A 24027-nucleotide genomic window follows, 5' to 3' on the forward strand; every position below is an offset into this window, starting at 1 on the left:
GGTACGGAAAAAAACCAGTCTGCGACGGTTGGTAATTTAAGGAGCGTTGCCGGAATAGCTTGCCGACTCTGTGACTAAGAGTATTAAATTTTGATTAATAGAAACTTGTGTAACAATTGCAAATAAACTGACTCATAAATAAACACGATTCGTAATTTTAAACCCTTTTTGACTACTTTTATTTTAGTGTGGCTTATAACCCGACCCAATCTTCTTTAGAAAAACGTTTTTTAGAGGGTGAATCGGAATTTCGATGGCTAAAGTCGCCCCTTGAGTCGGTACCGAAAAACAACGGAGTTGCCCGCCATGCTCGCCTACTACAATAGTATAGCTAATCGATAAGCCCAAACCCTTTCCTTTGCCCACTTCCTTCGTTGTAAAAAAGGGCTCAAATATGCGTGATTTAACCTCTTCGGTTATGCCCGGCCCATTATCAGTAATATAAATACCTACTTGAAAGTCGGAGAGTAACTTCGTGCAAATACTAATAGTAGGGATTGGGCTGCTATTATCTAAATCATTTGCCCAACTTTTTGGGGATTGCAACGCCTCAATCGCATTAGTCAGGATGTTCATAAAAACCTGATTCATTCGCCCAGCGAAGCATTCTATCTTTGGCAGATCCTCATACTCTTTTACCACTTTAATTATCGTTTGATCTGCTTCATCTTGCAGCCGATGCTGCAAAATCATCAGCGTACTCTCAAGTCCTTCATGGATATCCACCGCTTTCAAGTCAGATTCATCAAGTCGGGAAAAATTCCGCAGCGATTGCACTATTTCTCCGATTCGGTCAGCTCCTATTCTCATAGAAGCAATTAACTTCGGCAAGTCATTCCTGAGAAAAGTGAGATCCATCGCCTCCAGTTGTTCCTGGATAGCTGCTGTGGGATTGGGGAAATCTTCTGCGTAGAGTTGCACCAGCTTCAGCAAATCTTGAGTGTACTCCGTTACCGGAGAGAGGTTCCCTTTAATGAAGCTAATCGGATTGTTAATTTCATGAGCTACCCCCGCTACGACATTCCCCAAACTTGACATTTTCTCACTTTGGATGAGTTGAGTTTGTGCATTTTGTAACTGTTGTAGAGCCTGCTCTAGTTGTTGGGATTTCTCTCGCTCCTTAGCCTCGGACTCCTGCAATCGCGCATTTTGCTCGTGCAATTTTTTTTGCAAACGCTGAAGAGTTAGTTGATTTTCGACACGAGCTAAAACTTCTTCTAAATGAAATGGCTTGGTGATGTAATCTACTCCTCCAACAGCAAAGGCTGTGACTTTATCTAACACTTGATCTAGAGCGCTCAAGAAAATAACTGGAATACCCGAAGTTCGGCCATCCGCTTTTAGGTGTTGGCAAACTTCGTAGCCGTTCATCTGGGGCATCGTAATGTCGAGCAAAATCAAATCCGGTGGGGTAGAACGTGCTGCTTTTAAGGCCATCTCGCCGTTTATTACGCCCCGAACTTTATACCCTTTGTTGCTCAACATAGTGGATAAAAGACGCAGGTTGTCTGGGGTATCGTCAACTACTAAAAGATTGGCAACATGAGATTCTAATTGCTGGCTGTTCATGGAATATTTTCTTCAGTTAAGTTAGTAATTTTATCAAAACGAAAGTTGTTAGCCCAATCGGCGATAGCCTCCGCAAAAGAAGTATTAGATTCAGGAATTGCGGCAACCAAATTTAAAATTAGCTCTGCATCAGCATCGATAGCTGCTTGATGTAACTGTGTCACCCACTCCGCAGGCAGTGTCGCCAAAGTTGTCCTTAAATTTTCAGTTGTTTCCCCTGCTTTTACACTCAAGTCTTGACCCTCAAGCTGAGATAATGTAAAGTTCGGTAAATCTTCATAAATATACTGTACCCCTAAATGTTCAGCCATTTTCGCAAAAATAACTTCTTCTCGGAAAGGCTTGCTCACAAAATCGTCACAGCCTGATGCTAAAACAATGGCTCGCTCTTCCTCAAAAGCGCTAGCGGTCAACGCAACAATCGGGGTAGCCTCCTCTTGAATCTTGGCTTTAATTTGTCTGGTAGCTTCATACCCGTCTATCACAGGCATTTGCATATCCATCCAAATTAGGTGAGGCTTCCAAGTTTCCCAGATTCTAATAGCTTCTTCACCATTTACTGCTTCGCGCACCTCCAAGCCAAGCGGTTCGAGAAGATTAACCAATAGCAAACGACTTTCCCATTTATCATCAACTACCAAGATGCGATATGGGGTTTGGTTGGGTTCTAAACCAATTACCCGTTTTGTTGATTGTCGAGGTTGAATTTCAGCCATGTCAGGCGAGCTAATTTGGATATTAAAACTAAAAATCGTTCCTCGATTCAAGGTACTGCTGACGGTAATGTCTCCTCCCATCAGTTGTACGAATTGTCGGCTGATGGGTAAACCCAAGCCGGTTCCTTCTTGAGATTTCCGACCCGCGTCAGTTTGTACAAAAGCCTCAAATAGAGAATCTACCTCAGTAGGAGCAATGCCGTGGCCCGTGTCTTCCACTTCAAATGTAATAGTCCGCAGTTCGTTGTCTGTTGCCGACTTTTGTGTCGCACTAATTGCTGCAACCCGAAGTGTCACACTTCCCTTCGTCGTAAATTTTATCGCATTTCCTAGCAGATTAATCAAGACTTGACGCAATTTACTTTCGTCAGTTTTTACATACTGAGGAATATTAGGATTGATGTGTAAACTAAGTGCTAAACCTTTTGAATCTGCTTTTAGTTTGAGCATTTCTTCGAGAGAAGTGAGCAAATAATACAGGTCAAAGCTAGTAGGATTTAAGGTAATCTGACCAGCCTCGATTTTGGACATTTCCAGCACGTCATTAATCAGGGTCAGCAAATGCTCGCCAGAGCGACTAATGATGCCGATATGTTCTTGCTGTATGTGAGAAAGAGATGAGTCGCGGCCCAGCACTTGCGTAAAGCCGAGAATTGCATTGAGGGGAGTTCGCAATTCGTGACTCATTTTTGATAAAAATTCGCTTTTAGCCTTGTTAGCCGCATCTGCTACTTCTTTGGCTTGTTGTAAGGCTGCCTCTGCTTTTTTGCTTTCGGTAATATCGCTTGTTGTGCCAGTTATTCCTAGAATATTTCCCTCGGAATCCCGCACTACAATTGCATTTGCCCGGAGATTGATAGGTCTGCTGTCTGTAGCTAATTGTATAGTTTCATAATGAAAAACGGACTCTCCGTTCAGGAGAGATTGGAATATCTCGTTATCTTTGAGAAGTTGTTCAGGTGTCTTGAAATCACTGAATTTTCGCCCTATCATTTCTTCAGGCGAGTAGCCAAAAATCTGTTTGACGGCAGCGTTGACGAAGGTATAATGCCCTTCGGTATCAAGTGACCAAATCATATCCTGCGATGTTTCAACTAAGTCGCGATATTTACCCTCGCTTTCTTTGAGCGCTTCTTCTACCCTTTGACGATCGGTAATGTCGTTCGTGACTAAGAGAATACAGGCTTCTCCACCCAACTCAATAATATCTGCTGATACCAGCATCTTCCTCACCTCGCCGGCGGAAGTACGACAATCGAATTCCTGATTGCGAAACACTCCTGATTCTTGCAATAGCTGTCTGTATCTGTCACATTCTTCTAAATTAACCCAAAGATTCAACTCAATCGCTGTAAAACCAATTACCTCTTCGCGAGAGTAACTAAAAGTGCTGAGGAAACTGTCGTTCACTTCGATGTAGCGTCCATCTGCGAACCGCGCGATCGCGATCGGGTTAGGACTGGAACGAAAGGCTTTAGAAAACTTTTCCTCAGACTGGCCCAAGGCTACTTCGGTCTGCATTCTAACAGTGATTTCCTGTTGCAATTCTTGGGTTCTTTCTATAACCTTACGTTCCAGCGTTCGCGAGTATTCCCCTAATTGGTCATAGAGTTGGGCATTTTTAATAGAAATTGCCGCTAGGGAACACAACATTCTGACGACTGACAAGCGGTTGGGAGTAAACGCGCTTGTAGTTAAATTATTTTCTAAGTAAACAAGACCGATGAGTTGACCTTGCCCTTGAATAGTAGCACACAAAACGGACTGAGGTTGATGCAATTTAATGTAAGAATCCTTGAGAAAATTTTCAGATATACGCGCGTCATCCAGAACGACATCTTGTTGAGTTCTGGCGACATAATTAATGAGGGAAAGTGGGACTAATAAGCTATTTTGAACGAACACAGGTTGAGGCACAAATACTTGGTCTGACTCAAGTGTCCCCGCTGCTTCTATCCACAGATCACTTCCTCTATCTAAGATGAGAAAGCCCGAACTTGCGCCTGCATTTTCTAAGACTATTTTTAGTAATTTTGCTAGTAATTTGTCGAGAACAATTTCCCCAGCCAGCACTTGCGAGGCTTTCATCACTGTCGCCAAATCTAGTATATTTGTATCGGTCATTGTGGTTGAAGTGATCGGCTGGGTGCTATTTATTGATACGGTCTCTCGCTTCGCAATGCTTTGAAGTAACTGCGGGTATCTTTCTTCTAAGTGTCGAACCTTGGCTTTAGATCCCCAACGGGCATAACAGTAATATGCTTCCTGCATATAGCTGGCGGCAACTTTTTCTTTGCCCCAGTCAAGGTAGAACTTGGCAGCTAGTTCGTTGGCGATCGCTTCTTCTTGGATATAACCGTTTTCTTTGGCTCCTTTAATTGCCATATCATAGAATTCTATGGCTTCTGTTTTTTGATTGAAAACGCGATGTTTTTGGGCTTTTACCAGATGGTATTTATGCTCGTAATTCATCGGAGCGTGCTGCATCCAACGCTGCATTTTTTCCTGATTGGCAGCAACCTGACTTAGGTAATACGAGCGCTCTTCCAAACTGACGTTGGGGTAGTTCGCCAGCAATGCTAGGGATTGGTAGAAGTGCAAAGTGACTACGTTTTCCAACCCAACCATAAGATAACTAGCTGCCTTAGCTGCACTCTCCACTGCGGGCTCGAACTCTTCGAGCAGATAGAACAGAATTGTCTTGGCTAAAAAGGCATTGAACAGAGCAAAGTTATCGTTCTGCTCTTGGAGTTCAGACAACATAGTAGATTCGTCAAATTTCTCACCAATTAACTGGAGCGGATTGACGGCTTTTCCCAACAAATTCAACACTAACTGATACAAAGCCTGGGAAAGGAAAATGGAATGTTTCAATTTCAAAGTTAACAACAAATTGTGATACTTATCCAGTTCGCTTTCAACATTTTTCAGATTTTCCCCCGCCAGAAATAGGTAGTAACAATAGTTGGTAATGCAGTAACCTGTATATTCGTAATTTCCACTTTCTAGCCCGATCTGCACGCCTTCGGCCAGAGGGGCTATGCTTTCTCTTAAAGACTCCTTCCAATGGTGAGTGAAAGCATAAAACATATTATAAGTAACAACTTTATGTGCCTTGATTTCAAACTGTTTGAGCAGTTGCATTCCTAGCAGCCCTGCTTGATATCCGGCATTAATGTTGTTGAGCGCGCCACATAAGAGCATTCCATACCAAGCATAGGTTTCTGATGCCAAAGGAGAGTGACCGCCTTCAAGACAAAGCTTCACTTGTCTGAGGACTACTGACAGCACAATTTGCGCTCTACCTGTTAGAACAGGAGGCAGACAGACTTTAATAATTCGCATGGCTGCTAGTTGGGCGGGGTCAGTCATAATGGGATAGTCTTCCAGGCATTCTACAGCGGGCAATTCCACTAAAAATTCCTGCTCGGTCAGGTTAACTGGGTAGCCCAGTAGTTCCAATGCGTGCAAACCCGTATCAATGGCATCGTTCAATTGGTGTTGCGCCATGTGAAGTAGGATCTTAATTTCATAAGCGGGGATGCGATCGAGCAGTGTTTTCCCGTGCTGTAACACCATTTCAACTAAACTATTGGCGGTAGCAAAATTGGTGTTGAGATATTCTGCCTCTGCCGCTTCGACAACGATTTCTAAAGTCAAATCGTACTGAGTTTGCCAGCTCTCGCCTGAGAGCAAATCCATCGCCGTACTCAGGTATTTCACGGCTGCTGCATAGGCTGTGGATGCTTTGGCTTTCCGTCCTGCTGTTAAGTTCAACTGCGCCAGTTCTTCGAGTTCCGCTGGTTGAGAAATTAACTCCAATCCTATATTTAATTGGTTGACAATGGCAAAAATCTGCTCTTCCCGTTCTTGAATCGGAGTATTTTGGAGCAACAATTGCCCGATTTTCAGGTGAGTTGCCTGTTTTTGGTCTGTGGCAATTAAAGAATAAGCAGCTTGCTGGACGCGATCGTGCAAAAAACGATAGGCAACCGTTTGAGTAGTAGCTCGATCGATATTGTCTTCTTCCCCTACATAAAATTTATAAATCTCACTCTGAGGTAAAACCAAACCTTCCTGTAAAGTTTTCCATAAAGCCGTTGCCGTTTCAGTCTCCGATATTTGGCAAACAATTGCTAATGTTGTCAGATCGAACTGATTGCCAATGCAAGCGGCTAATTTTAAAACCTCCTGAGTTTCCACGGGTAATTTCTGTAACTGCTGCGCCATGAATTCAACCACATCATCCGTGAGGGCTGCTTCTGTAATTTTGCTGATATCGCACTGCCAATAGCCTGCTTTGATATCGAAAATAATCAATTCATCTTGATGCAAGGCCTTGAGAAACTGCGTCGCAAAAAATGGGTTGCCTTTTGTCTTCTGATACACCAATTCCGTCAGCGGTTCTGCTAATTTAGGAGAACAAGTCAGCGTATCTGCTACTAATTGATTCAAACTGGTGCGAGCCAGAGGTGCAAGTGTGATGGTATTGACCGTTGCCCCTGTTTTAGTGACTTCATCTAGGGTCAACATCAAGGGATGGGCAGCGGAAACTTCATTGTCTCGATAGGCTCCAATTAGTAGCAGGTGACTGGACTGGGATTCACCTATGAGGAACTTCATCAACTTTAAAGATGCCGAATCTGCCCATTGTAAGTCATCCAGAAACATCACTAAGGGATGCTCTTTTGTGGTAAAGACAGATATAAATTTTTGCAATAGTAAATTGAACAGATTTTGAGCAGCTATCCCTGATAATTCGGGGGCAGGGGGTTGTTGTCCGATAATCCGTTCTAATTCGGGAATGACTTCAATAATAACTTGTCCGTTGTCGCCCAATGCTACCAGGATTTTAGTCTTCCAGTGTTCAATTTTAGCATCGGACTCGCTCAATAATTGCCCCATCAAATCTCGAAATGATTGCACAAAAGCACTGAAAGGAATGTTGCGCTGAAATTGGTCGTATTTGCCTTTAATAAAATAACCGCGCTGACGAACTATCGGTTTATGAACTTCATTCACGACTGCCGTTTTACCAATGCCCGAAAAACCTGCCACCAGCATCATTTCCGTGCTGCCCCTACTGACTCTTTCAAAAGCAGCTAATAAATTATCCACTTCAATTTCTCTGCCGTAGAGCTTTTCGGGGATGAGGAAACGGTCTGTAACATCCCGCGTTCCCAATGCAAAGGTCTCAATGTTACCTGTTTTTTGTAATTGAGCAAGACAAATCTCTAAATCGTGCTTGAGTCCTAATGCAGTCTGATAGCGATTTTCTGCATTCTTCGCCATCAATTTACTGACTATTTGGGATAAAATTAGGGGAACGGCTGGAGCCATTTCGTACACCGGAATCGGCTCTTTGGCTAGATGACAATGTACTAACTCCATAGGGTCGTCTGACTCGAAGGGTAACTGTCTTGTCAACAATTCATAGAAGGTCACACCGAGGGAATAAAAGTCACTCCGATAGTCAATACCTCGATTCATTCTTCCTGTCTGTTCTGGGGAGAGATAAGCTAAGGTTCCTTCTAAAACGTTGGGATTATGGATTTCTTGGGTTTCTCTCGGCAGCAGGGAAGCAATACTGAAGTCAATGAGTTTAATTTGTTTGCTATCGGGGTTAATCAGGATATTGGGGGGTTTGATATCTTTATGAATAACTTGGTTTTGGTAGAGAGAGTGGAGAATATCTGCTAGCTGCAAGGCTATGTCTAGACAGTTTTCTAAAGATAAAGATTTACAGGGTTGGTTTTGATCATTTGCTGCCTTGAGATAACTACAGAGGGAAACTCCTCCACAGTCCTCCATTATCAAAGCATAGGCGTTTTTGTAAGGCGCTAAATCGAGTGGCTTAACAATACTGGGGAGGTTCAGATTTTTGGCAATGGTATATTGGTTGCGGAATTGCAGCAGTTCGCTGAAGCTGGGATATTCGTTTCGCAGCAGTTTGATGACGACTGGAGTCCGATCGCTCTCCCGAACACCCCGATAGACTAGAGTGCGAGAGCCTGCATAGAGTTGTTCTGTTATGCGATACCCAGGCAGGTCAGTAATTGTCTCCATTTTTCAGTCCTCAATAAATTGGGGGTTACTATATATCTAGTTTACTCAGCAAACTTGGAAAATTCTCAATGGCCTCTAATGTTCCTGAACTTGTCAGTCCGCGTTCTGTACGAACGATCGCAGCTCGTTCGATACTGAAGCCATATTATTAATTGTTTTACGGCTTTAGATTACCAACTGATAATAAGCGGCAAGCCAGGTCGGAAATCTACCTGTTCTCCCTGCACTTCTCCATCAAAACCAAGCTCCACAAAATACTCGGTTCCTATCCGTAAGTTGACCTGATTTGTCTCAAGCACTGCTTGAAGTTCAGGTGACGGATTATTGGCAGCAGGACTGACTAATTCTACACGAGTAATTTCGCGTAAACCAACACCATGCTCCAAAGGCTGTGACTTATCAGTAGAGTATTGATCTGGACGTTTACCAAAGGGAATTTGGAAAAGCATCGGTTCTGTCAACACATCACTATTTGTTCCTACCGCGATACTCATCGTTTCAGGTAAGTAAGGCGCACGATATGCCCAACTAGAAAATGCAACTGTGTCCTCAGAACCTTTGGCTGGACGCAAACAGATGCCAAACGGACACGCACCATTATTCCGATTTGTCGATCGCTCCCAAAGACGAGTCTGATGAATTGGCTCAGACTTCGCCTCTTCTGGATCGTGAATCCATAACAATTCCAACATTGCGTTATGGAAAAAGAAACAGCGATTGGCTGTACCTTGTCCGTGATGAATGCGAGATCCACCCTCCACTAAACCGAAGGAGGATAAACGATTAGCTTCGGAAGCACCAATATCAGTAAGTATGAAAAGATGGTCGAATTCAAATGTCATAGCATTGTTCAGAGAATCAATCGCTCAATTAATTTTAATCCTCTGTGATTGCTTTTTTTGCGATCGCCACGCTTATGCTGCACTGCGTACTGTACCAAAGTCTCAAACCTCTACTCAGTCAATCTTTCCCAATCTAAAATCTAAAATCTAAAATCTAAAATCGCGCAATCGATAGTCCCAAACCTCTACTCAGTCAATCTTTCCCAATCTAAAATCTAAAATCTAAAATCTAAAATCGCGCAATCGATCGCCCCAACCTTCCCCAAGCTTCAAGTTACAACTAGATTGAGGAACCATCCGCCCGCATCCAGCAGTCTCAACATCCAGTTACCGACAATTCTGCTAGAGTCAGGTCATCATCCAGTGCATCTTGTAGAGAGGCGATTCGCAGCCTCTGCCCCCAAAGCAGTAAAATCCCATCACATTGTCACCTGCCACCCGATCGGCAATAACTTAAAAATTAAGGTAGTTTGAAAATAATCGCCCAAAATTGAAAGAAGTCTTGACATCTAACCTACACTCTCTAACTTAGACCCTCTAGCTGCGCTGCCATCCATATTTAAAAGATGCCATGTCAACCTTAGTCATCGTCGAATCTCCGACCAAAGCCCGCACCATCCGCAACTTCCTGCCCTCCACCTACCGTGTAGAGGCATCGATGGGCCATGTCCGCGACCTACCATCCTCCGCCGAAGAAATACCAGAAGCCGTTAAAGGAGAAAAATGGGCGCAACTGGGCGTAAACGTGGAAGCAGACTTTGAACCCCTCTACGTCATCCCGAAAGATAAAAAGAAAATTGTTAAAGAACTCAAAGACGCCCTCAAAGACGCCACAGAACTGATTCTAGCCACTGACGAAGACCGGGAAGGCGAAAGCATTTCCTGGCATTTGCTGCAAATCCTCAAACCCAAAGTGCCCATCAAGCGGATGGTGTTTCACGAAATCACCCGCGAAGCTATCCGCGACGCCTTAACTCACTGCCGGGATATCGACAATCGAGTCGTACAAGCCCAAGAAACTCGCCGGATTCTCGATCGACTCGTCGGTTACACACTCTCTCCGCTACTGTGGAAAAAAATCGCTTGGGGTTTGTCCGCCGGTAGAGTGCAGTCAGTCGCTGTACGCCTCTTGGTGCGCCGGGAACGGGAACGCCGCGCTTTCCGCCAAGGTAGCTACTGGGATTTAAAAGCCCTTTTGGAAAAGGGCAAGATTTCTTTTGATGCCAAACTCGTGACAGTCGGCAATGTCAAAGTTGCAAACGGCAGCGATTTTGATGAAAATACCGGGCAAATTATCTCCGGCCGCCGCGTACTTTTGCTGAACGAAGAACAGGCGCGGGCTTTACTCTCACGCATTCAAAACAAACCTTGGACTGTCACCAATCTCGAAGAACGGCCAGTCACCCGCAAACCTTCGCCGCCGTTTACGACCTCGACTTTGCAGCAGGAAGCTAACCGCAAGCTGCGGCTGGGTGCGCGGGAAACCATGCGAATTGCCCAAAGTCTCTACGAACGCGGTTTTATCACCTATATGCGGACGGATTCGGTGCATTTGTCCGAACAGGCGATCGCAGCGGCGCGCAGTTGTGTGCAAGAACTTTACGGCAGCGAATACCTCAGCCCCGAACCGCGCAAATACACTACGAAAAGCAAAGGCGCCCAGGAAGCCCACGAAGCTATCCGTCCCGCTGGCAGCACTTTTCGGACTCCGCAGCAAACTGGATTGGATGGCATTGATTTCCGCCTCTATGATTTGATTTGGAAGCGGACAGTGGCTTCTCAAATGGCCGATTCCCGCCAAACTCACGTTACGGTACAAACTCAGGTAGAAGATGCGGGTTTCCGTTCCAGCGGCAAACGCATTGATTTTCCAGGCTTTTTGCGGGCCTACGTGGAAGGTTCCGACGATCCAGATGCGGCGTTGGAAGACCAAGAGGTAATTTTGCCGGCGCTGAAGGTGGGGGATAAACCTAATTGTAAGGATTTAGGGGCGATCGGGCATGAAACTCAACCTCCCGCCCGCTACACGGAAGCTTCTCTGGTCAAAATGCTTGAAAGCGAAGGTGTGGGCCGTCCGAGTACCTACGCGAGTATTATCGGTACAATTGTCGATCGGGGATATGCGAAATTAATAGCTAACGCCCTAATTCCCACATTCACCGCTTTCGCCGTCACGACTTTATTGGAAACACATTTTCCTGATTTAGTAGACACCGGTTTTACTTCCCGCATGGAACAAACCCTCGATGAAATTGCCACCGGCGAAGCTAAATGGCTGCCGTATTTGCAAAAGTTTTATACAGGGGAAACCGGACTCGCAACCCAAGTTAAAGAACAGGAAAGTCAGATTGACGCGAAAGTTGCCCGAACTGTGGTACTGGAGAATATTTCTGCTAAAGTCTGCATCGGCAAATTCGGCGCATACCTAGAATCTGAAAGCGAAGAAGGCTTGGTAAAAGCATCGATTCCCCAAGATTTGACGCCGGCAGATTTGGACCCGGAACAAGTCGAGTTTCTGTTAAAGCAAAAAACGGAAGGCCCCGAAAAATTGGGTCTTCACCCGGAAACTGGGGAACCGATTTATGTGCTGATTGGCAGTTATGGGCCATACGTTCAGTTAGGGGATATTTCGGAAACGAACAAGAAACCGAAGCGGGCTTCTTTACCGAAGGGGACGGATAAGGATAGCGTGACGCTGGATATGGCGGTGAGTTTGTTGACTTTACCCCGGTTGTTGGGCACTCACCCGGAGACGGGGGCGAAGGTGCAAGCTAATTTGGGGATGTATGGGCCTTATGTGGTGCATGACCAGGGTAAGGTGGGGAAAGATTATCGATCGATCAAACCGCCGGATGATGTTTTGACGATCGAGCTCGATCGGGCATTAGAGTTATTATCGCAGCCGAAAGCCGCCCGCGGCCGCAGCAAATCAGCCACACCTTTGAAGGAATTGGGCGCGCATCCAGAGTCGGGAGAATTGATCAATGTTTACGATGGCCGCTACGGCCCCTATGTGAAACATGGCGATATCAATGCTTCTTTGTCTAAGGATGAATCTGTGGAGAATTTCACCTTACAAAGAGCACTGGAATTGTTAGCAACCAAGGAAGCAGCGGGCGGCGGAAAATCTAGCAGCAAGTCGAAGAAGTCAAGCAAGACTGCGGCGGCGAAATCGGAGACTCCAACTGAGAAGACTGCGGCGAAGAAAACTACTGCTAAGAAGACAGCGACTGCGGCGAAGAAAACCACGACTAAGAAGGCTGCGACTGCGACTGCGACTAAGAAGAAGACAACGTGAGTTTAGTTTAGTTTTCACTGATCGAGAAACCCGGTGTGCACGGGGAGAGGGCTCCAAGTGCGATCGGGTTTCTTTGTTGGTAAACTATTTGACAAGCTGAGGTTTGTAGTAAAGACTTCAGTCCTTCAAAGTGGGTTTGAATGTAGTAGAGCGATCGAATCTACATCTCATACAGTTACAAGGTATCAGAATAATTGCTTAAATACAAGTACAAGTTTATGCAAAGACAGATATAATATTAATTCGTCCCAAATTGCTTAAAACTTAAATATCTAAGATGTATCTCCGCAAATGTTTTATTGAAAATGTTGGACCGATTCCTGAGTTCGATGTTGAGTTGGATTTAAATACTTTTGGAAATCCCAAACCGGTGATTCTGGTAGGTAAGAATGGAACAGGAAAAACCATTTTTTTAGCCTATGTTCTTGATGCGCTAGCAGAATTAGCGAAGAAGAAGTTTAGTGATATAGCGATAGGACAACAGATTGGCCATAGTCCGTTTTTCAAGCTAACTAGCGGTGGAGATACCCGCTCTTTATCTGGAAGCAGCCTTTGTCTACTAGAATTTTCAGATACAGGCAGTAAATTCTGTTATGTAGAAAAAGTTGGTAAAATCGATCCACAGAGCTACGCCATAAAGCTAAAAGACCGATTTGAAACAGTACAATCATGGCCAGAAAATGAATTATTTTATAAGGTAGCTACAGGAGATGATAAACAGATTGAAACTTTTTTCCAAACAGGATCAGTCTGTTTTTTTCCATCCTCTCGCAATGAGCGTCCCCATTGGTTGAATGTTAGTGCAGTAGAGGATAAACCTCTGTTTAGCAATAATCAAAGGATGTCAGGAGTGCTTGGGAAACCATTGATTGTTGAACGGGCTGCCGAAGACAATCAGCAATGGTTAATGGATGTTTTACTCGACTCACTTGTAGATGGAGAGTTTGTCGTAGGAATACCTACTTTTGGGCAGAATGCACCAATCTACTTTCAACCAGATCTGTCATCTCTTTCAGACAAGTATTGGCTTCAAGCTGGGCGAAAGAACGTTGAGCAATTGCTTCGTGCAGTTCTTGAAGACGAAAACGCTCAAATGATTCTGAAATACCGAAACGCAATACATGGACGAGTTGAAATCCATTGTGGAAATGGGGTTATAGTTCCGTCATTTAGGCACCTCTCAGCAGGACAGGCTATACTCTTTAATCTTTTTGCTACAATCATCCGCTATGCAGATAGGGCAGACGCTGAAAAGAGTATTAACCTAACTGAAATTAATGGAATTGTCTTAATTGATGAAATAGATGCTCATCTACATACAGATTTGCAGTACAAGGTTCTTCCTAAGCTAGTTAAGTTATTTCCAAAAGTACAATTTATTATTACCTCACACGCACCACTTTTTCTGCTTGGCATGGAGCATGAGTTTGGTGCTGAAGGTATTCAGATTTTGGAAATGCCTACAGGTAAGCAAATTAGTACGGAAAGATTTGAGGAGTTTTTAAAATCATTCGAGTTCTACCGTCAGACGCAAATCTTCGAGAATGCAGTTGAAGAACAAGTTTTAGCAACATCTAAACCTTTAGTATTAACCGAGGGACAGACAGATGTTGCTTACATCAAAAAAGCCTTGGAATTGTTAGGGCATACAGATATTCTAGAGCAATTAGAAATCGATGAGGTTGGCAAGACCGGAAAAAAAGGTGCAGAAGGTAGCGGGTCTACTAACTTGGACACTGCACGAAAATTTCTAGAGAATAACCAAAACCGCTTTCCCCGACGAGTATTATTGCTTTACGACTGTGATACAAATAAACAGGCTGACAATGTTGGCTCTCTCTCAATTCGTTGCATACCTCAGAATACCACAAATACCAAAGCCAAAAAAGGTATTGAAAATCTTTTGCCAGTTGAATTGTTTAAAGACGATTTTTACAACGTAAACACTAAAGACACAGGAGATGGTGGGGAAAGTATTACGAAGACGTTGAAGAAGAAAATCTTCTGTGAATGGGTATGTCAACGAACAGAAAAAGAAGATTTTATTCAGTTTGAAAAACTGCTAGTACCAATCATTCGGGAGTTTCTTTCCGTTGAGTGCGCGGATGAAACGACTTGATGCGCGTTTGCGTGACGGATCGCCCAAACCCCATCTCCCTCACCTCGCGCTGGTCTAAAATCTCTTGGGCCGCCAGAAAGGCCATATGTGCGATCGACTTTCACGACAAAACTGTGGCAATCCAGAACTAGAAAGCGTACTATACCGCAAATCGCCCACACTGGAAAATTTTAATACTTTTCTTAAGTAAAACTTGACACAAATCCAAACCATGAATTATATTAGACCTATGGATGCAGCAGACATGATCTAATCATGACATCCCGTTACCCACGAGGGTCGAGGAATTCCGGTAAAGACGTTCTGAATACCAAAATTTATATTTTGGCGAAGGCTCCTTAAGGAGCCTTTGTTATTTTAGGGCTTCGGTAATTCCTTATTCTGCAATAAATTTTTGGCTATGACGAAAAAGCCCACTTTCTTTACTTTACCTATGCCTTCGTATATAGGATAAGCACTGTGTATGTGTAATCTCAGCCTTTTACTTTCTCTAAATGCGGCAAAAGCAACGCAATACTCAACCTCTATACCGTTTGAATCCAAAACTTTAACGATGGCAAATTTTCCATACCCAGCGTGACAAACTAACGTTTCCTTCTCTCCCAATGACTTGACAATACTCGGTAATTGCTTTGAGAGTTGGTATCTCTCAAAATTAAATGGTCTGGACTCTCTCGGCCCCTTGTACATTAATAACTGTGATTCTTCGCTAGAAAGATCATCAGAATCTTTAGTAAAACAATGTAAACCATAAGTTACTATAAAGTTGTACGTGATTATATTTTTTTCGTCTCTTTTGTCGAGATATTCAACCCAGCCAGCATTAAGATGTGATAAATCATATATTTCACCATCTAGTATAAAAATTTTCCAGGATATAACTTCTTTTACAGTCTTGAACTTCATGCTTATAAAATAGAATTTATGCGATTTATGAATTAGGTATATATTTGCTATTATAGTAGTGCCAACGAGCGATGTGTGAAATTTTGATGATTTTCTTGAGTAGAACTTGACTCGACACAAAAAATCGATTTTGAGCTTGTGCGCTAACTCTGGCTCGCACTTGTTCGGAAATCGCCATTTTGCTTATCCTTTTAATGGTTCGAGCAAGCCGCGCCGCACAGCTTCATTTAAGGCTTGAGCTTGTCGCAATAGTCGAGTTTCATATATGTGGATTAAGGCCTGCAATTCAGCCTGTTCTACAGATGCGATCGTACCGGATTGTTGGCGGTCTAGCAATTCACTCAATCGTTGTTCTTGGACTGGTTGCAGCCGGAGTTGAGTCTGAGTGATTACTTCTGAATCAGACAGTGCTGATACTGGTTTAGCGGTTGGTAAGAGAAAATTTTCCAGAGTTTCTACTAGAATCTCACTCACGGTGCGGTGGCGTTGCAGCGCTAGTAATTCTGCTTGGTGATAGACTTCATCTGGCAGATTTAGGGTGATTTGGGCGGTCATAGGTGCAAAGCTATGAAACTAATATTTATATTATGCCATATTTTACTTTGAGTATTAGACATCTGCCCAAAAGAAATGAAGAAGGATCTCCCTTGCTAAAAATACGGCGACAGCGACAAAGAAGAAAACCCAGTGAAATTAGTTGAGTTTTCACTCATCCAAAAACCCGGTTTATTAAAAAAAACGAGTTTCTTTATTTATAAAATACTAGACAAGCTGGCAAAAATAGGTTTGTACTTCCGTCCTTAAAATTCTCTTCTGTTCTCTTCCTTTGTGTCATAAACGTCTGCGCGGTTCGATCGCCCTTATTTTTTTTGAGACATATCAACTCAAACTCTTGTCAAGCCTACCTTTGCAGCTTGCTTTTCACCCGTCAGCAAAATCATCCTATTTACTTATTGACAATTGCTCCTCTCTGCTCAATTGTCAGGGCTCGAACATATAAGGTTAAAAATTGTATCATAAGCGACAGAAAGTACCCAATCTTTTATGTACCGCTCTACAATGGACAAAAGAAACAAGATATAAGAGGCGCGATCGCTATGGGTATCAATGAAAACTTAGACTGGGAAGAAGCATTTGAGTACCGAGCGGGCTTAACAGTGGAGTTGAAGTCGCAGCCAGGGGTTTTGCATACGATCGCTTACTATGAAGTGATGATGGTACCGCCCATCTGGTTAGAAAATGACCCGCGTCCCCGCTATCCTCACGAACTGCGAGTCGTTTCCCAGCAGCCAACTGTGTCCAATGTTTGCCGGATTTCAGAGTGCCCTGTTTTAGTCGCCTCCTAGGTTTTTTCAGCGGGAAATCTCGGCGATGGCATCTAGCCAGCAATCAAACCGATGCAGTGATTTTCGGATTGAGATTGCTTGAGTTTACTTTGTGGCGATCGCTTAAGATATAGATTGCGCCGAGAGTGCGATCGACTCGAATCATTTGACTTGTTCATGTTTCAAGTGAGGAAATAGCCTGATTAATGTTACCAGCCCTTCTTGTTACATCATCCTCTCCCCTACAGACAATAATTCCAGCATCGTCAGGCTGGAACCTGTGCAGTCTGATAAAATAACGGCGATTTAGAGTTAAAATATCTCGATTTTCACTTACTGCAAAAGCTAACACTTCTTGGTCAGGAATTTTTGGTTATCCTTTCCGGCTTCTTGCACTGTCATAATATTGTGAATCATAGGGCGCAGCAATTCTACAACCACTCGGGGAAATTGTTCGTCAGTATAAACACGTGCCATCATCTTAATCATCGTCATTCTCGCCGATAGCTATTTCAATTTCATTTGAAAAAGCTGCCCCATAAGCCCAGGCATTTGCTAAATCAGTAGCCGTTAGTGTGGGATAGTTATCTAATAGTCGAGACTCGTTCATACCCAAGCGACGAAAACTCTCCAGCACCCAAACAGGAAAACGAGTATTTCTGATACAAGCATCACCGCCACAGACACCGGGAGTTTTATTAATTTCTTGCCATATCTTAGCTAAGTTTTGGGTTAATAAATTGATGTAGTCAGGAATGAACGAGAGTTGATTTCTTAACTATCAATCGCAAAAAAAACTCCTACGTCATTCGTTCGTAGTGCTGGCAGAGGTTGGATCGCTATCAGGGAAAACAAAATATTTTCTCAGATTTTCTCGTTGTGTAAATGCTAGGTATTGAGCCTTCATCTCTGGCGTTAGGAACTCTAGCAACAATCTATTTTCCACCCAAAGCATCATGAAATCAAAGCCAAAGCTAGCGCGTTGCAAAAGCCAATCTTCACGGGCTGCAATTTGCTCAATTTGTTCGAGGCTGGCAGGGACAGATAGCATGGCATGAGTTGCTGTGAACTTAGAAGCCGTGGGATTTTGTAGATAAGCTCGTAGTTCCTCATTGTTACCGGATGTTATCTCAGTCCCCAAGGGATAAACTTCAATTTCTGTACCATATTCATCAAAAGGGAAAACGATATAGCCGTCTGGGCTAAAAGGATGAGGTGTTGGTTGCCCATCCAAAATTTCAGCCAGAACTTGTGCAACGTGCTGGGGGTTTTGAGCAGAAATAGAAAGGTGATGAATCATTAAATAACTCCTTTGAAAAACTAAAATTGACAGGAGATCAAAAGATTTCAAAAATGAGCTTACACATCATGACAGTTTCGTGAACTCTAATTCTTGCTGTGGAGTACGCCCTGCGGCTTTAATCAAATCGGCTGCCTTTTCGCCAATCATAATTGTGGGCGCGTTCGTGTTTCCCGTTGTGAGAGTTGGCATAATTGATGCATCAACGACACGCAACCCATCAACCCCATGTACTCGCAGTTCCGGGTCTACAACTGCGCTTTCATCAACGCCCATTTTGCACGTCCCCACAGGATGATGTGCAGTCTCGCACGCTTTGCGGATGTAAGCTCGAATTGCTTCGTCGCTTGTTACGCTGCCACCAGGAGCCACTTCCTCCCCTAGTAATTTATCAAACGCACCAGAATATGCGATCTGACGGGAAATTTTAATTCCTTCCACCAGCACTTGCATATCTTTTTCATTCTGGAGATAGTTCATTCGGATCAACGGTCGATCTTTGGGGGAAGGCAATCGCAAGCTGATACTGCCACGGCTGTAACAATGTGTCGCTACTGGTGCAAAGGTGAATCCCCAATTAGCGCGAAGAGACTCAAGTTGCATCCACAAGACCGGCCCGCAAGAAAGCTGTAAATCAGGTGTAACATCTCGACTAGCTTCGGTATGCACGAACAAGCCAGCTTCTGCAACGTTACTGGTTGCGGCAGGTTGCAGATCCTGAGTAGCTTGATAACCCACTTGGACATACTGGTGATCTTGGAGGTTTTGTCCTACACCGGGTAAATCAACTATCGCAGGAATGCCTAATTCCCGCAGATGTTCTGCTGGGCCAATCCCCGAGAGCATCAGCACTTTGGGGGAATCGAACGCGCCAGCAGAGAGAATTACTTCTTGGTTGACAAACGATTGGTGCATCGTACCATTGTGCAGATACTCCACCCCAACCGTGCGTGTCCCCTCAAACAGCAACTGGGTGACCAACGCCTCTGTAGCGATCGTCAAATTGGGGCGATTTAGAATTGGCAACAGGAAAGCTGCCGCCGCACTGTGCCGCTTACCATCTTTAACCGTCAACTGATAAAGTCCCGCACCTTCCTGTTGTGCGCCATTGAAGTCAGGATTGCGCTCATAGCCCATTGCTACGGCTGCTTCAATAAAAGATTGTGATACTGGGCTAGGAGCAATTGGGTCGGTTACACTCAGAAGACCACCGACTCCGTGGAATTGAGATGCTCCCCGCTGTTGGTTTTCAGATTTCTGGAAGAATGGTAACACATCTTGGTAACTCCAACCCCGATTACCGAACTCTTGCCAGCGATCGTAATCGTGGTGGTTACCTCTGATATAGATCATGACATTGATCGAACTACTGCCACCCAGGACTTTACCTCGCGGACAAAAGATTTTGCGACCATTGAGGTGCGGTTCTTCTTCGGTGAAATATGCCCAGTCCACTTCACTGCCAAATAGGTTTGGGAACTCTACAGGGACGTGGATTTCCGGTTTGGTATCGGGTCCACCAGCTTCGAGCAACAACACGGTGGTTTCAGGGTCTTCCGTGAGACGATTCGCTACCACACAACCTGCCGAGCCTGCACCAATTACCACATAATCGTAATGAGTCATTACATTCTCCTTCAAGCGATCGCAGTTGTTAAGATTGCTTGCTCTAAAACACGCCCTGTGGCTTTAATCAAATCGGCTGCCTTTTCGCCAATCATAATTGTAGGCGCATTCGTATTTCCCGTCGTGAGAGTTGGCATAATTGAGGCATCAACAACGCGCAATCCATCAACCCCATATACCCGCAGTTCGGGGTCTACCACTGCCATTGGATCGGTGCCCATCTTGCAGGTGCCGACAGGATGCCATACAGTGTCGCACGCTTCCCGGATGTAAGCTTGGAGTGCTTGATCGCTAGAAACATCAGCACCGGGAGCAACTTCTTCGCCTCGGAACTCATCAAAAGCATCTGAGTGGAACAACTGGCGACTAATTTTAATCCCGGCAACCAGTTTTTGCAGATCGGATGCACTGTGGAGATAGTTCATCCGAATTAAGGGTGGGTCTAGAGGAGAAGCAGAACGCAGGTTGAGACTGCCGCGACTCTCAGGATTAGTCACACAGGCTGTAACAGCGAAGCCTGGGCCTTCGCGGGCATAGGCAGGAGGAACCCACAAAATAGGGCCACAGAAAAACTGCAAATCTGGTGCCGTATCTAAACGACCTTCAGTATGTAAGAACAATCCAGCTTCTGCGATATTGCTAGTCGGGGCAGGTTGCAGATCGTGAGTTGACTGGTGTGCCACGGGAACATTCAGGTGATCTTGGAGATTTTGACCGACTCCTGGTAAATCAACAACTACAGGAATATTTAGCGATCGCAATTCTTCTGCATTGCCAATTCCAGACAACATCAGCAGTTTAGGCGAATCGAACGCACCAGCAGAGAGAATCACTTCCCGATGTACCCGAACTTGGTGGATAGCACCCTTGTGCAGATACTCCACCCCAACGGCGCGGGTTCCCTCAAACAATAACCGCGTCACTAATGCGCCGGTTTGAGTTGTTAGATTAGAGCGATCGAGAATTGGCACCAGAAATGCAGCCGCTACACTGTGCCGCTTCCCATCTTTAATCGTCAACTGATACAGTCCCGCACCTTCTTGTTGTGCACCATTGAAATCGGGATTGCGATCGTATCCTAGGGCAACAGCAGCTTCTATAAATCGCTGCGAAGTTACAGCAGGAGCAATCGGATCGCTTACATTCAGCAATCCCTCAACACCGTGGAATCCGGATGCTCCTCGCTGCTGATGTTCCGATTTCTTGAAGTAGGGCAAAACGTCTTGATAACTCCAACCTGGATTGCCCAATGCTTGCCAGCGATCGAAATCGTGACGGTTGCCTCGAATGTAGATCATGGCATTGATCGAACTGGTGCCACCCAAGCCTTTTCCCCGTGCACAAAAAACTTTACGCCCGTTGAGTTGGGGTTCTTCTTCCGTAAAATATGCCCAGTCTATTTCGGTGCCCAGGAGTTTTGTCCAATCCACAGGATTTTGGATTTCTGGTTTAGTTGCTGGCTCGCCGGCTTCCAGCAATAACACGGTGGTTTTACTGTCTTCGGTAAGGCGATTGGCGACGACACAGCCTGCCGAGCCTGCACCAATTACCACATAATCGTATTGAGTCATGACGTTCTTCTTCTGTACTTCTGCGGTGTGTCGTTGATTACTCTGAGTTACGAATGAACGAAAATTGATTGGTTTAAAGAGCGATCGCCAAAAAACTATTCAGTCATCGTTCATACTGCTGCCAGAGATTTGGTCGCTGGAGAACATAATCAACAATCTAAAGCTTAAGAAACATAAAAGCTGGAGTCACGACCGATTCTTGCTCAGTTTTGTCGAAATCTTGCTCTCGTCGTAGCATGGTCAGCTCACAGTAACGGTGCTGCAACACAATAAAGGGTTCTCATACTTGTGCCATGAGCCAACTTATGGGAGCTTCAAAGCGCTATACGCTGTATCGCGATCGTCTTTGGGTGTCGCTTTGCATAACTGAGCCTTAAGTTGAATCGGGCGCCTTGACAACAGGCTTACAACCTTAACTGGCCACCCAGGATCAAAGACTGTTGCGATAGCCTTTAGGCGTGATCCCCGTCGCTTTGCGGAACTGAGCCGTGAAGTGACTTTGGTTGGAAAAGCCCACTTGACAAGCAATTTGGGCAACGGAAAGTTGGGTTTTTGCGAGCAACTGCTGCGATCGCTCTATCCGCCGCTGCACCACATACTGATGCGGAGAAATGCCCATAAATTGCTTGAACATTCGCGCAAAGTAGAATTGACTCATGTTCACAACGGCGGCAATCTCAGCCAGCTTTAAATCTTTATCTAAATTTTCGTTAATAAATTCGATCGCAGGTCTTAGTTGATTGTTGCCAACACTATGAGTGGACTCGCGCAGCGGCTGTGTAGAATACTTTTTGAGTAGATGTACCCAGAGTGCAGTTGCCATCGAATCAGCGTAAAGACGAGTTCCTACTCCCTCTGACTTTAGTTCTGATAATAATGCTAGTCCAATCTGGTGAATCAACGCATCGGGTTCGTTAAACAGCGGTACCAAATTGACACGATCAGTATCGACAAACTCGTGGGCTATCTGAACAATATGCGTCGGTTCCAGCATCAGCAAGGTAAAGTTAATTTCCTTGTCCCAGTTTCCTCCATGCTCTATCTGCGCTGGGATCAGCAAAATACTTCCATCTCCAACCCGGTGACTCTCCCTACGTCCATCAAGCGTATGCTCGGTTCTGTATGCGTTCTGAATATGTTTTATACAGATCACATGCTGCTGATTGTAATGCTTAGGGACTTCCCAACTCGGTTGTCGGTGATGTTGGACGTGAATACTTTCCCACCCTAATGTTTCACTTGAGAGGAGGGACGGGCGAGGAAAAATCTGTGTCTGCAAGAGCAAGTCTTGTTGAGTAACGTCAACGCTTATAGGTTGCACTTCTGGCATAGTCCTTCCTCTAACTCTGGGGATTTTGGACCGAAATAGAAAGGTGATGAATCATTAGAGTAACGTTATTAATTGGTCGATCTGTAAAAAAACGAGATTAGCTCATGAAGTTGGACAGAAACTAAACAGTGAGTGATTGTTTTAATGAACTATTTGGGCTTCGCTATCGGCAAAAAAATGCTGAGTCATTCGCTCATAATGCTGGCATAAATTCGATCGCCCAAGTAGATAATCAACGATTGGGGTTTCAAAGCGCGGCTGCAGGAAGTTACCAATGTAGCCATAGGCAGTCGCATCTAATGTGGTGGGTTTGTCTCCCATAAAAAACGGTTTTTCTGCCAGAAAGTCTGAGAGGGCTTGGAAATCAGCACAGATGATCTGGGCAATTTCCTCATGACTGTGACGACCGATTCCATGAGCCTGCATCTGCGATCGCATTGTTTTACCAAACTCTTGGGCAAAAGGTTCTGATACCTCTAATGGCGTCTCAGGGAAGAGCGCACGGGCTACCACTGCTCGAAAGCGTTGCCAGTTTTCTTCTATACCGAAGCGAGTCTCGGCTGCGCCCCAGTAAGTGTTCTCTTTGATCATGCGGCGGAACGCTAGAGAGATCGATCGCTCAACAGGGGTCAAACCAGCATCAAGATCAATCCCTTCTGTTTGCTTGAACATTTCCATGATTAAGAAAGCATCACCGACAATTTTACCTTGATAGTCGATAAAGGGAATTTTACCCTTGGGGGCAAGCTCAAAACTTTGTGCTATCACTATGACTTTGTTGTAGGGCAGCTTTGCCATACGTAGCCAAGTTTCAAGCTCTAGACAGGGTGGGCTGATGCTAGGTAGTTCCTCAAAAGATGGTGCAGTGTATAAGGTAATCATTGTCAAGACCTCGCTGGTGCTGTTAGATGATTTGTCGCTTCAACCCAATAAAGATGCTTTTGCTAGTCGCGGTGCTGCTTCAATTAATGATGATCGATCGCCCTAATCAATGTGGTTCCTGGGGAGTTGCGATCGGCGCTAATCGCTTTGCCCTGTCGCTCTGGAATACAACCTTCTGCCTTTAATCAAAATATATCTGTGCTCAACAACTGACGGATGATTCTCAGTTTTAGAGCTTAAGCGAATATACAAAACTTTAGCAGGAAAGGAGTTAACAGCTCATCAGCAAGCAGCCCGAAAAAATAATTTCACATATAAATAATTCTTACCTCTACCGTGAGAAGTATCTTTTCTACACCCCCAAGGCTTTCACCCCCCACAACCCAGCTTTTCTCAGGGTGGATTAATTGTCCCCAAGTAAATTATAATAGTCGAGCGCGCTGGGAAGATCGTCCGATCGCGCTCGACAATACTAAA

General features: G+C 44.6%; 17 protein-coding genes. 4 read left to right on the forward strand and 13 right to left on the reverse strand.

Annotated elements, in window-relative coordinates; translation table 11 throughout:
* Positions 1-183: 183 nt before the first annotated feature.
* The 3 genes from QUA04_RS06005 to QUA04_RS06015 all read right to left on the reverse strand — a co-directional run bounded on the left by QUA04_RS06005 (position 184) and on the right by QUA04_RS06015 (position 9193).
* A complete protein-coding gene (locus tag QUA04_RS06005; protein WP_333254751.1) occupies positions 184-1569 on the reverse strand; it encodes a response regulator in 1386 nt (461 codons plus the stop codon).
* Positions 1566-8351: an AAA family ATPase gene (locus QUA04_RS06010; RefSeq protein ID WP_333254753.1), complete on the reverse strand. Its 6786-nt coding sequence runs from the start codon at positions 8349-8351 to the stop codon at positions 1566-1568. Before QUA04_RS06010 ends, QUA04_RS06005 begins: the two co-directional genes overlap by 4 nt.
* A 170-nt stretch (positions 8352-8521) precedes the next feature.
* A complete protein-coding gene (locus tag QUA04_RS06015; protein ID WP_333254755.1) occupies positions 8522-9193 on the reverse strand; it encodes a VOC family protein in 672 nt (223 codons plus the stop codon).
* Between the two features lie 571 nt (positions 9194-9764).
* Here QUA04_RS06015 and topA point away from each other — a divergent pair.
* Both topA and QUA04_RS06025 read left to right on the forward strand, forming a co-directional pair.
* Positions 9765-12491, forward strand: a complete 2727-nt coding sequence (gene topA / locus QUA04_RS06020; protein WP_333254757.1) for a type I DNA topoisomerase — start codon at positions 9765-9767, stop codon at positions 12489-12491.
* 277 nt (positions 12492-12768) lie between these two features.
* Positions 12769-14610, forward strand: coding sequence for an AAA family ATPase (locus QUA04_RS06025; protein ID WP_333254759.1), 1842 nt, complete (start codon positions 12769-12771; stop codon positions 14608-14610).
* Positions 14611-14967: 357 nt separating this feature from the next.
* Here QUA04_RS06025 and QUA04_RS06030 read toward each other — a convergent pair whose 3' ends face one another.
* A complete protein-coding gene (locus QUA04_RS06030; protein WP_333254761.1) occupies positions 14968-15516 on the reverse strand; it encodes a hypothetical protein in 549 nt (182 codons plus the stop codon).
* A 183-nt stretch (positions 15517-15699) separates the two neighbouring features.
* Positions 15700-16071 (reverse strand): hypothetical protein, encoded by a 372-nt coding sequence (locus QUA04_RS06035; protein WP_333254763.1) that lies wholly within the window; start codon positions 16069-16071, stop codon positions 15700-15702.
* 542 nt (positions 16072-16613) lie between these two features.
* Here QUA04_RS06035 and QUA04_RS06040 point away from each other — a divergent pair.
* Entirely contained in the window at positions 16614-16862 is a 249-nt protein-coding gene (locus QUA04_RS06040; protein WP_333254765.1) for a hypothetical protein, read from the forward strand.
* Between the two features lie 154 nt (positions 16863-17016).
* Here the strand turns inward: QUA04_RS06040 and QUA04_RS06045 are convergent, their stop codons facing one another.
* The 8 genes from QUA04_RS06045 to QUA04_RS06080 all read right to left on the reverse strand — a co-directional run bounded on the left by QUA04_RS06045 (position 17017) and on the right by QUA04_RS06080 (position 23550).
* Positions 17017-17193 carry a DUF5615 family PIN-like protein gene (locus tag QUA04_RS06045; RefSeq protein WP_333254767.1) on the reverse strand — a complete coding sequence of 59 codons (177 nt, stop codon included), beginning with the start codon at positions 17191-17193 and terminating at the stop codon, positions 17017-17019.
* On the reverse strand, positions 17187-17336 hold the full coding sequence (locus QUA04_RS06050) for a hypothetical protein (protein ID WP_333254769.1): 150 nt from the start codon (positions 17334-17336) through the stop codon (positions 17187-17189). Before QUA04_RS06050 ends, QUA04_RS06045 begins: the two co-directional genes overlap by 7 nt.
* Positions 17323-17598 carry a DUF433 domain-containing protein gene (locus QUA04_RS06055; RefSeq protein ID WP_333254786.1) on the reverse strand — a complete coding sequence of 92 codons (276 nt, stop codon included), beginning with the start codon at positions 17596-17598 and terminating at the stop codon, positions 17323-17325. Before QUA04_RS06055 ends, QUA04_RS06050 begins: the two co-directional genes overlap by 14 nt.
* Positions 17599-17646: 48 nt before the next feature.
* Positions 17647-18141 carry a hypothetical protein gene (locus QUA04_RS06060; protein WP_333254771.1) on the reverse strand — a complete coding sequence of 165 codons (495 nt, stop codon included), beginning with the start codon at positions 18139-18141 and terminating at the stop codon, positions 17647-17649.
* A 66-nt stretch (positions 18142-18207) separates the two neighbouring features.
* Positions 18208-19767 carry a GMC family oxidoreductase N-terminal domain-containing protein gene (locus QUA04_RS06065; protein WP_333254773.1) on the reverse strand — a complete coding sequence of 520 codons (1560 nt, stop codon included), beginning with the start codon at positions 19765-19767 and terminating at the stop codon, positions 18208-18210.
* An 11-nt stretch (positions 19768-19778) separates the two neighbouring features.
* Positions 19779-21338 (reverse strand): GMC family oxidoreductase N-terminal domain-containing protein, encoded by a 1560-nt coding sequence (locus QUA04_RS06070; protein WP_333254776.1) that lies wholly within the window; start codon positions 21336-21338, stop codon positions 19779-19781.
* Between the two features lie 430 nt (positions 21339-21768).
* Positions 21769-22668 (reverse strand): AraC family transcriptional regulator, encoded by a 900-nt coding sequence (locus QUA04_RS06075; protein WP_333254778.1) that lies wholly within the window; start codon positions 22666-22668, stop codon positions 21769-21771.
* A gap of 141 nt (positions 22669-22809) precedes the next feature.
* Positions 22810-23550, reverse strand: coding sequence for a glutathione S-transferase family protein (locus tag QUA04_RS06080; RefSeq protein ID WP_333254780.1), 741 nt, complete (start codon positions 23548-23550; stop codon positions 22810-22812).
* Here QUA04_RS06080 and QUA04_RS06085 point away from each other — a divergent pair.
* Complete coding sequence (locus QUA04_RS06085; RefSeq protein ID WP_333254782.1) at positions 23534-23656, forward strand: hypothetical protein; 123 nt, start codon at positions 23534-23536, stop codon at positions 23654-23656. The two genes, QUA04_RS06080 and QUA04_RS06085, sit on opposite strands and share 17 nt — an antisense overlap.
* Positions 23657-24027 lie beyond the last annotated feature (371 nt).

It is taken from the genome of Microcoleus sp. S13_C5, from assembly GCF_036700845.1.
Taxonomy (GTDB): domain Bacteria; phylum Cyanobacteriota; class Cyanobacteriia; order Cyanobacteriales; family Microcoleaceae; genus Microcoleus.

Excerpts from the sequence above, each read along its gene's own strand:
- QUA04_RS06050 (WP_333254769.1), bottom strand. The coding sequence starts at position 17,336 with ATGACGATGATTAAGATGATGGCACGTGTTTATACTGACGAACAATTT.
- QUA04_RS06035 (WP_333254763.1), bottom strand. The coding sequence starts at position 16,071 with ATGACCGCCCAAATCACCCTAAATCTGCCAGATGAAGTCTATCACCAA.
- QUA04_RS06060 (WP_333254771.1), bottom strand. The coding sequence starts at position 18,141 with ATGATTCATCACCTTTCTATTTCTGCTCAAAACCCCCAGCACGTTGCA.
- QUA04_RS06015 (WP_333254755.1), bottom strand. The coding sequence starts at position 9,193 with ATGACATTTGAATTCGACCATCTTTTCATACTTACTGATATTGGTGCT.
- QUA04_RS06005 (WP_333254751.1), bottom strand. The coding sequence starts at position 1,569 with ATGAACAGCCAGCAATTAGAATCTCATGTTGCCAATCTTTTAGTAGTT.
- QUA04_RS06065 (WP_333254773.1), bottom strand. The coding sequence starts at position 19,767 with ATGACTCATTACGATTATGTGGTAATTGGTGCAGGCTCGGCAGGTTGT.
- QUA04_RS06080 (WP_333254780.1), bottom strand. The coding sequence starts at position 23,550 with ATGATTACCTTATACACTGCACCATCTTTTGAGGAACTACCTAGCATC.
- QUA04_RS06010 (WP_333254753.1), bottom strand. The coding sequence starts at position 8,351 with ATGGAGACAATTACTGACCTGCCTGGGTATCGCATAACAGAACAACTC.
- QUA04_RS06040 (WP_333254765.1), top strand. The coding sequence starts at position 16,614 with ATGGGTATCAATGAAAACTTAGACTGGGAAGAAGCATTTGAGTACCGA.
- QUA04_RS06070 (WP_333254776.1), bottom strand. The coding sequence starts at position 21,338 with ATGACTCAATACGATTATGTGGTAATTGGTGCAGGCTCGGCAGGCTGT.
- QUA04_RS06075 (WP_333254778.1), bottom strand. The coding sequence starts at position 22,668 with ATGCCAGAAGTGCAACCTATAAGCGTTGACGTTACTCAACAAGACTTG.
- topA (WP_333254757.1), top strand. The coding sequence starts at position 9,765 with ATGTCAACCTTAGTCATCGTCGAATCTCCGACCAAAGCCCGCACCATC.
- QUA04_RS06025 (WP_333254759.1), top strand. The coding sequence starts at position 12,769 with ATGTATCTCCGCAAATGTTTTATTGAAAATGTTGGACCGATTCCTGAG.
- QUA04_RS06030 (WP_333254761.1), bottom strand. The coding sequence starts at position 15,516 with ATGAAGTTCAAGACTGTAAAAGAAGTTATATCCTGGAAAATTTTTATA.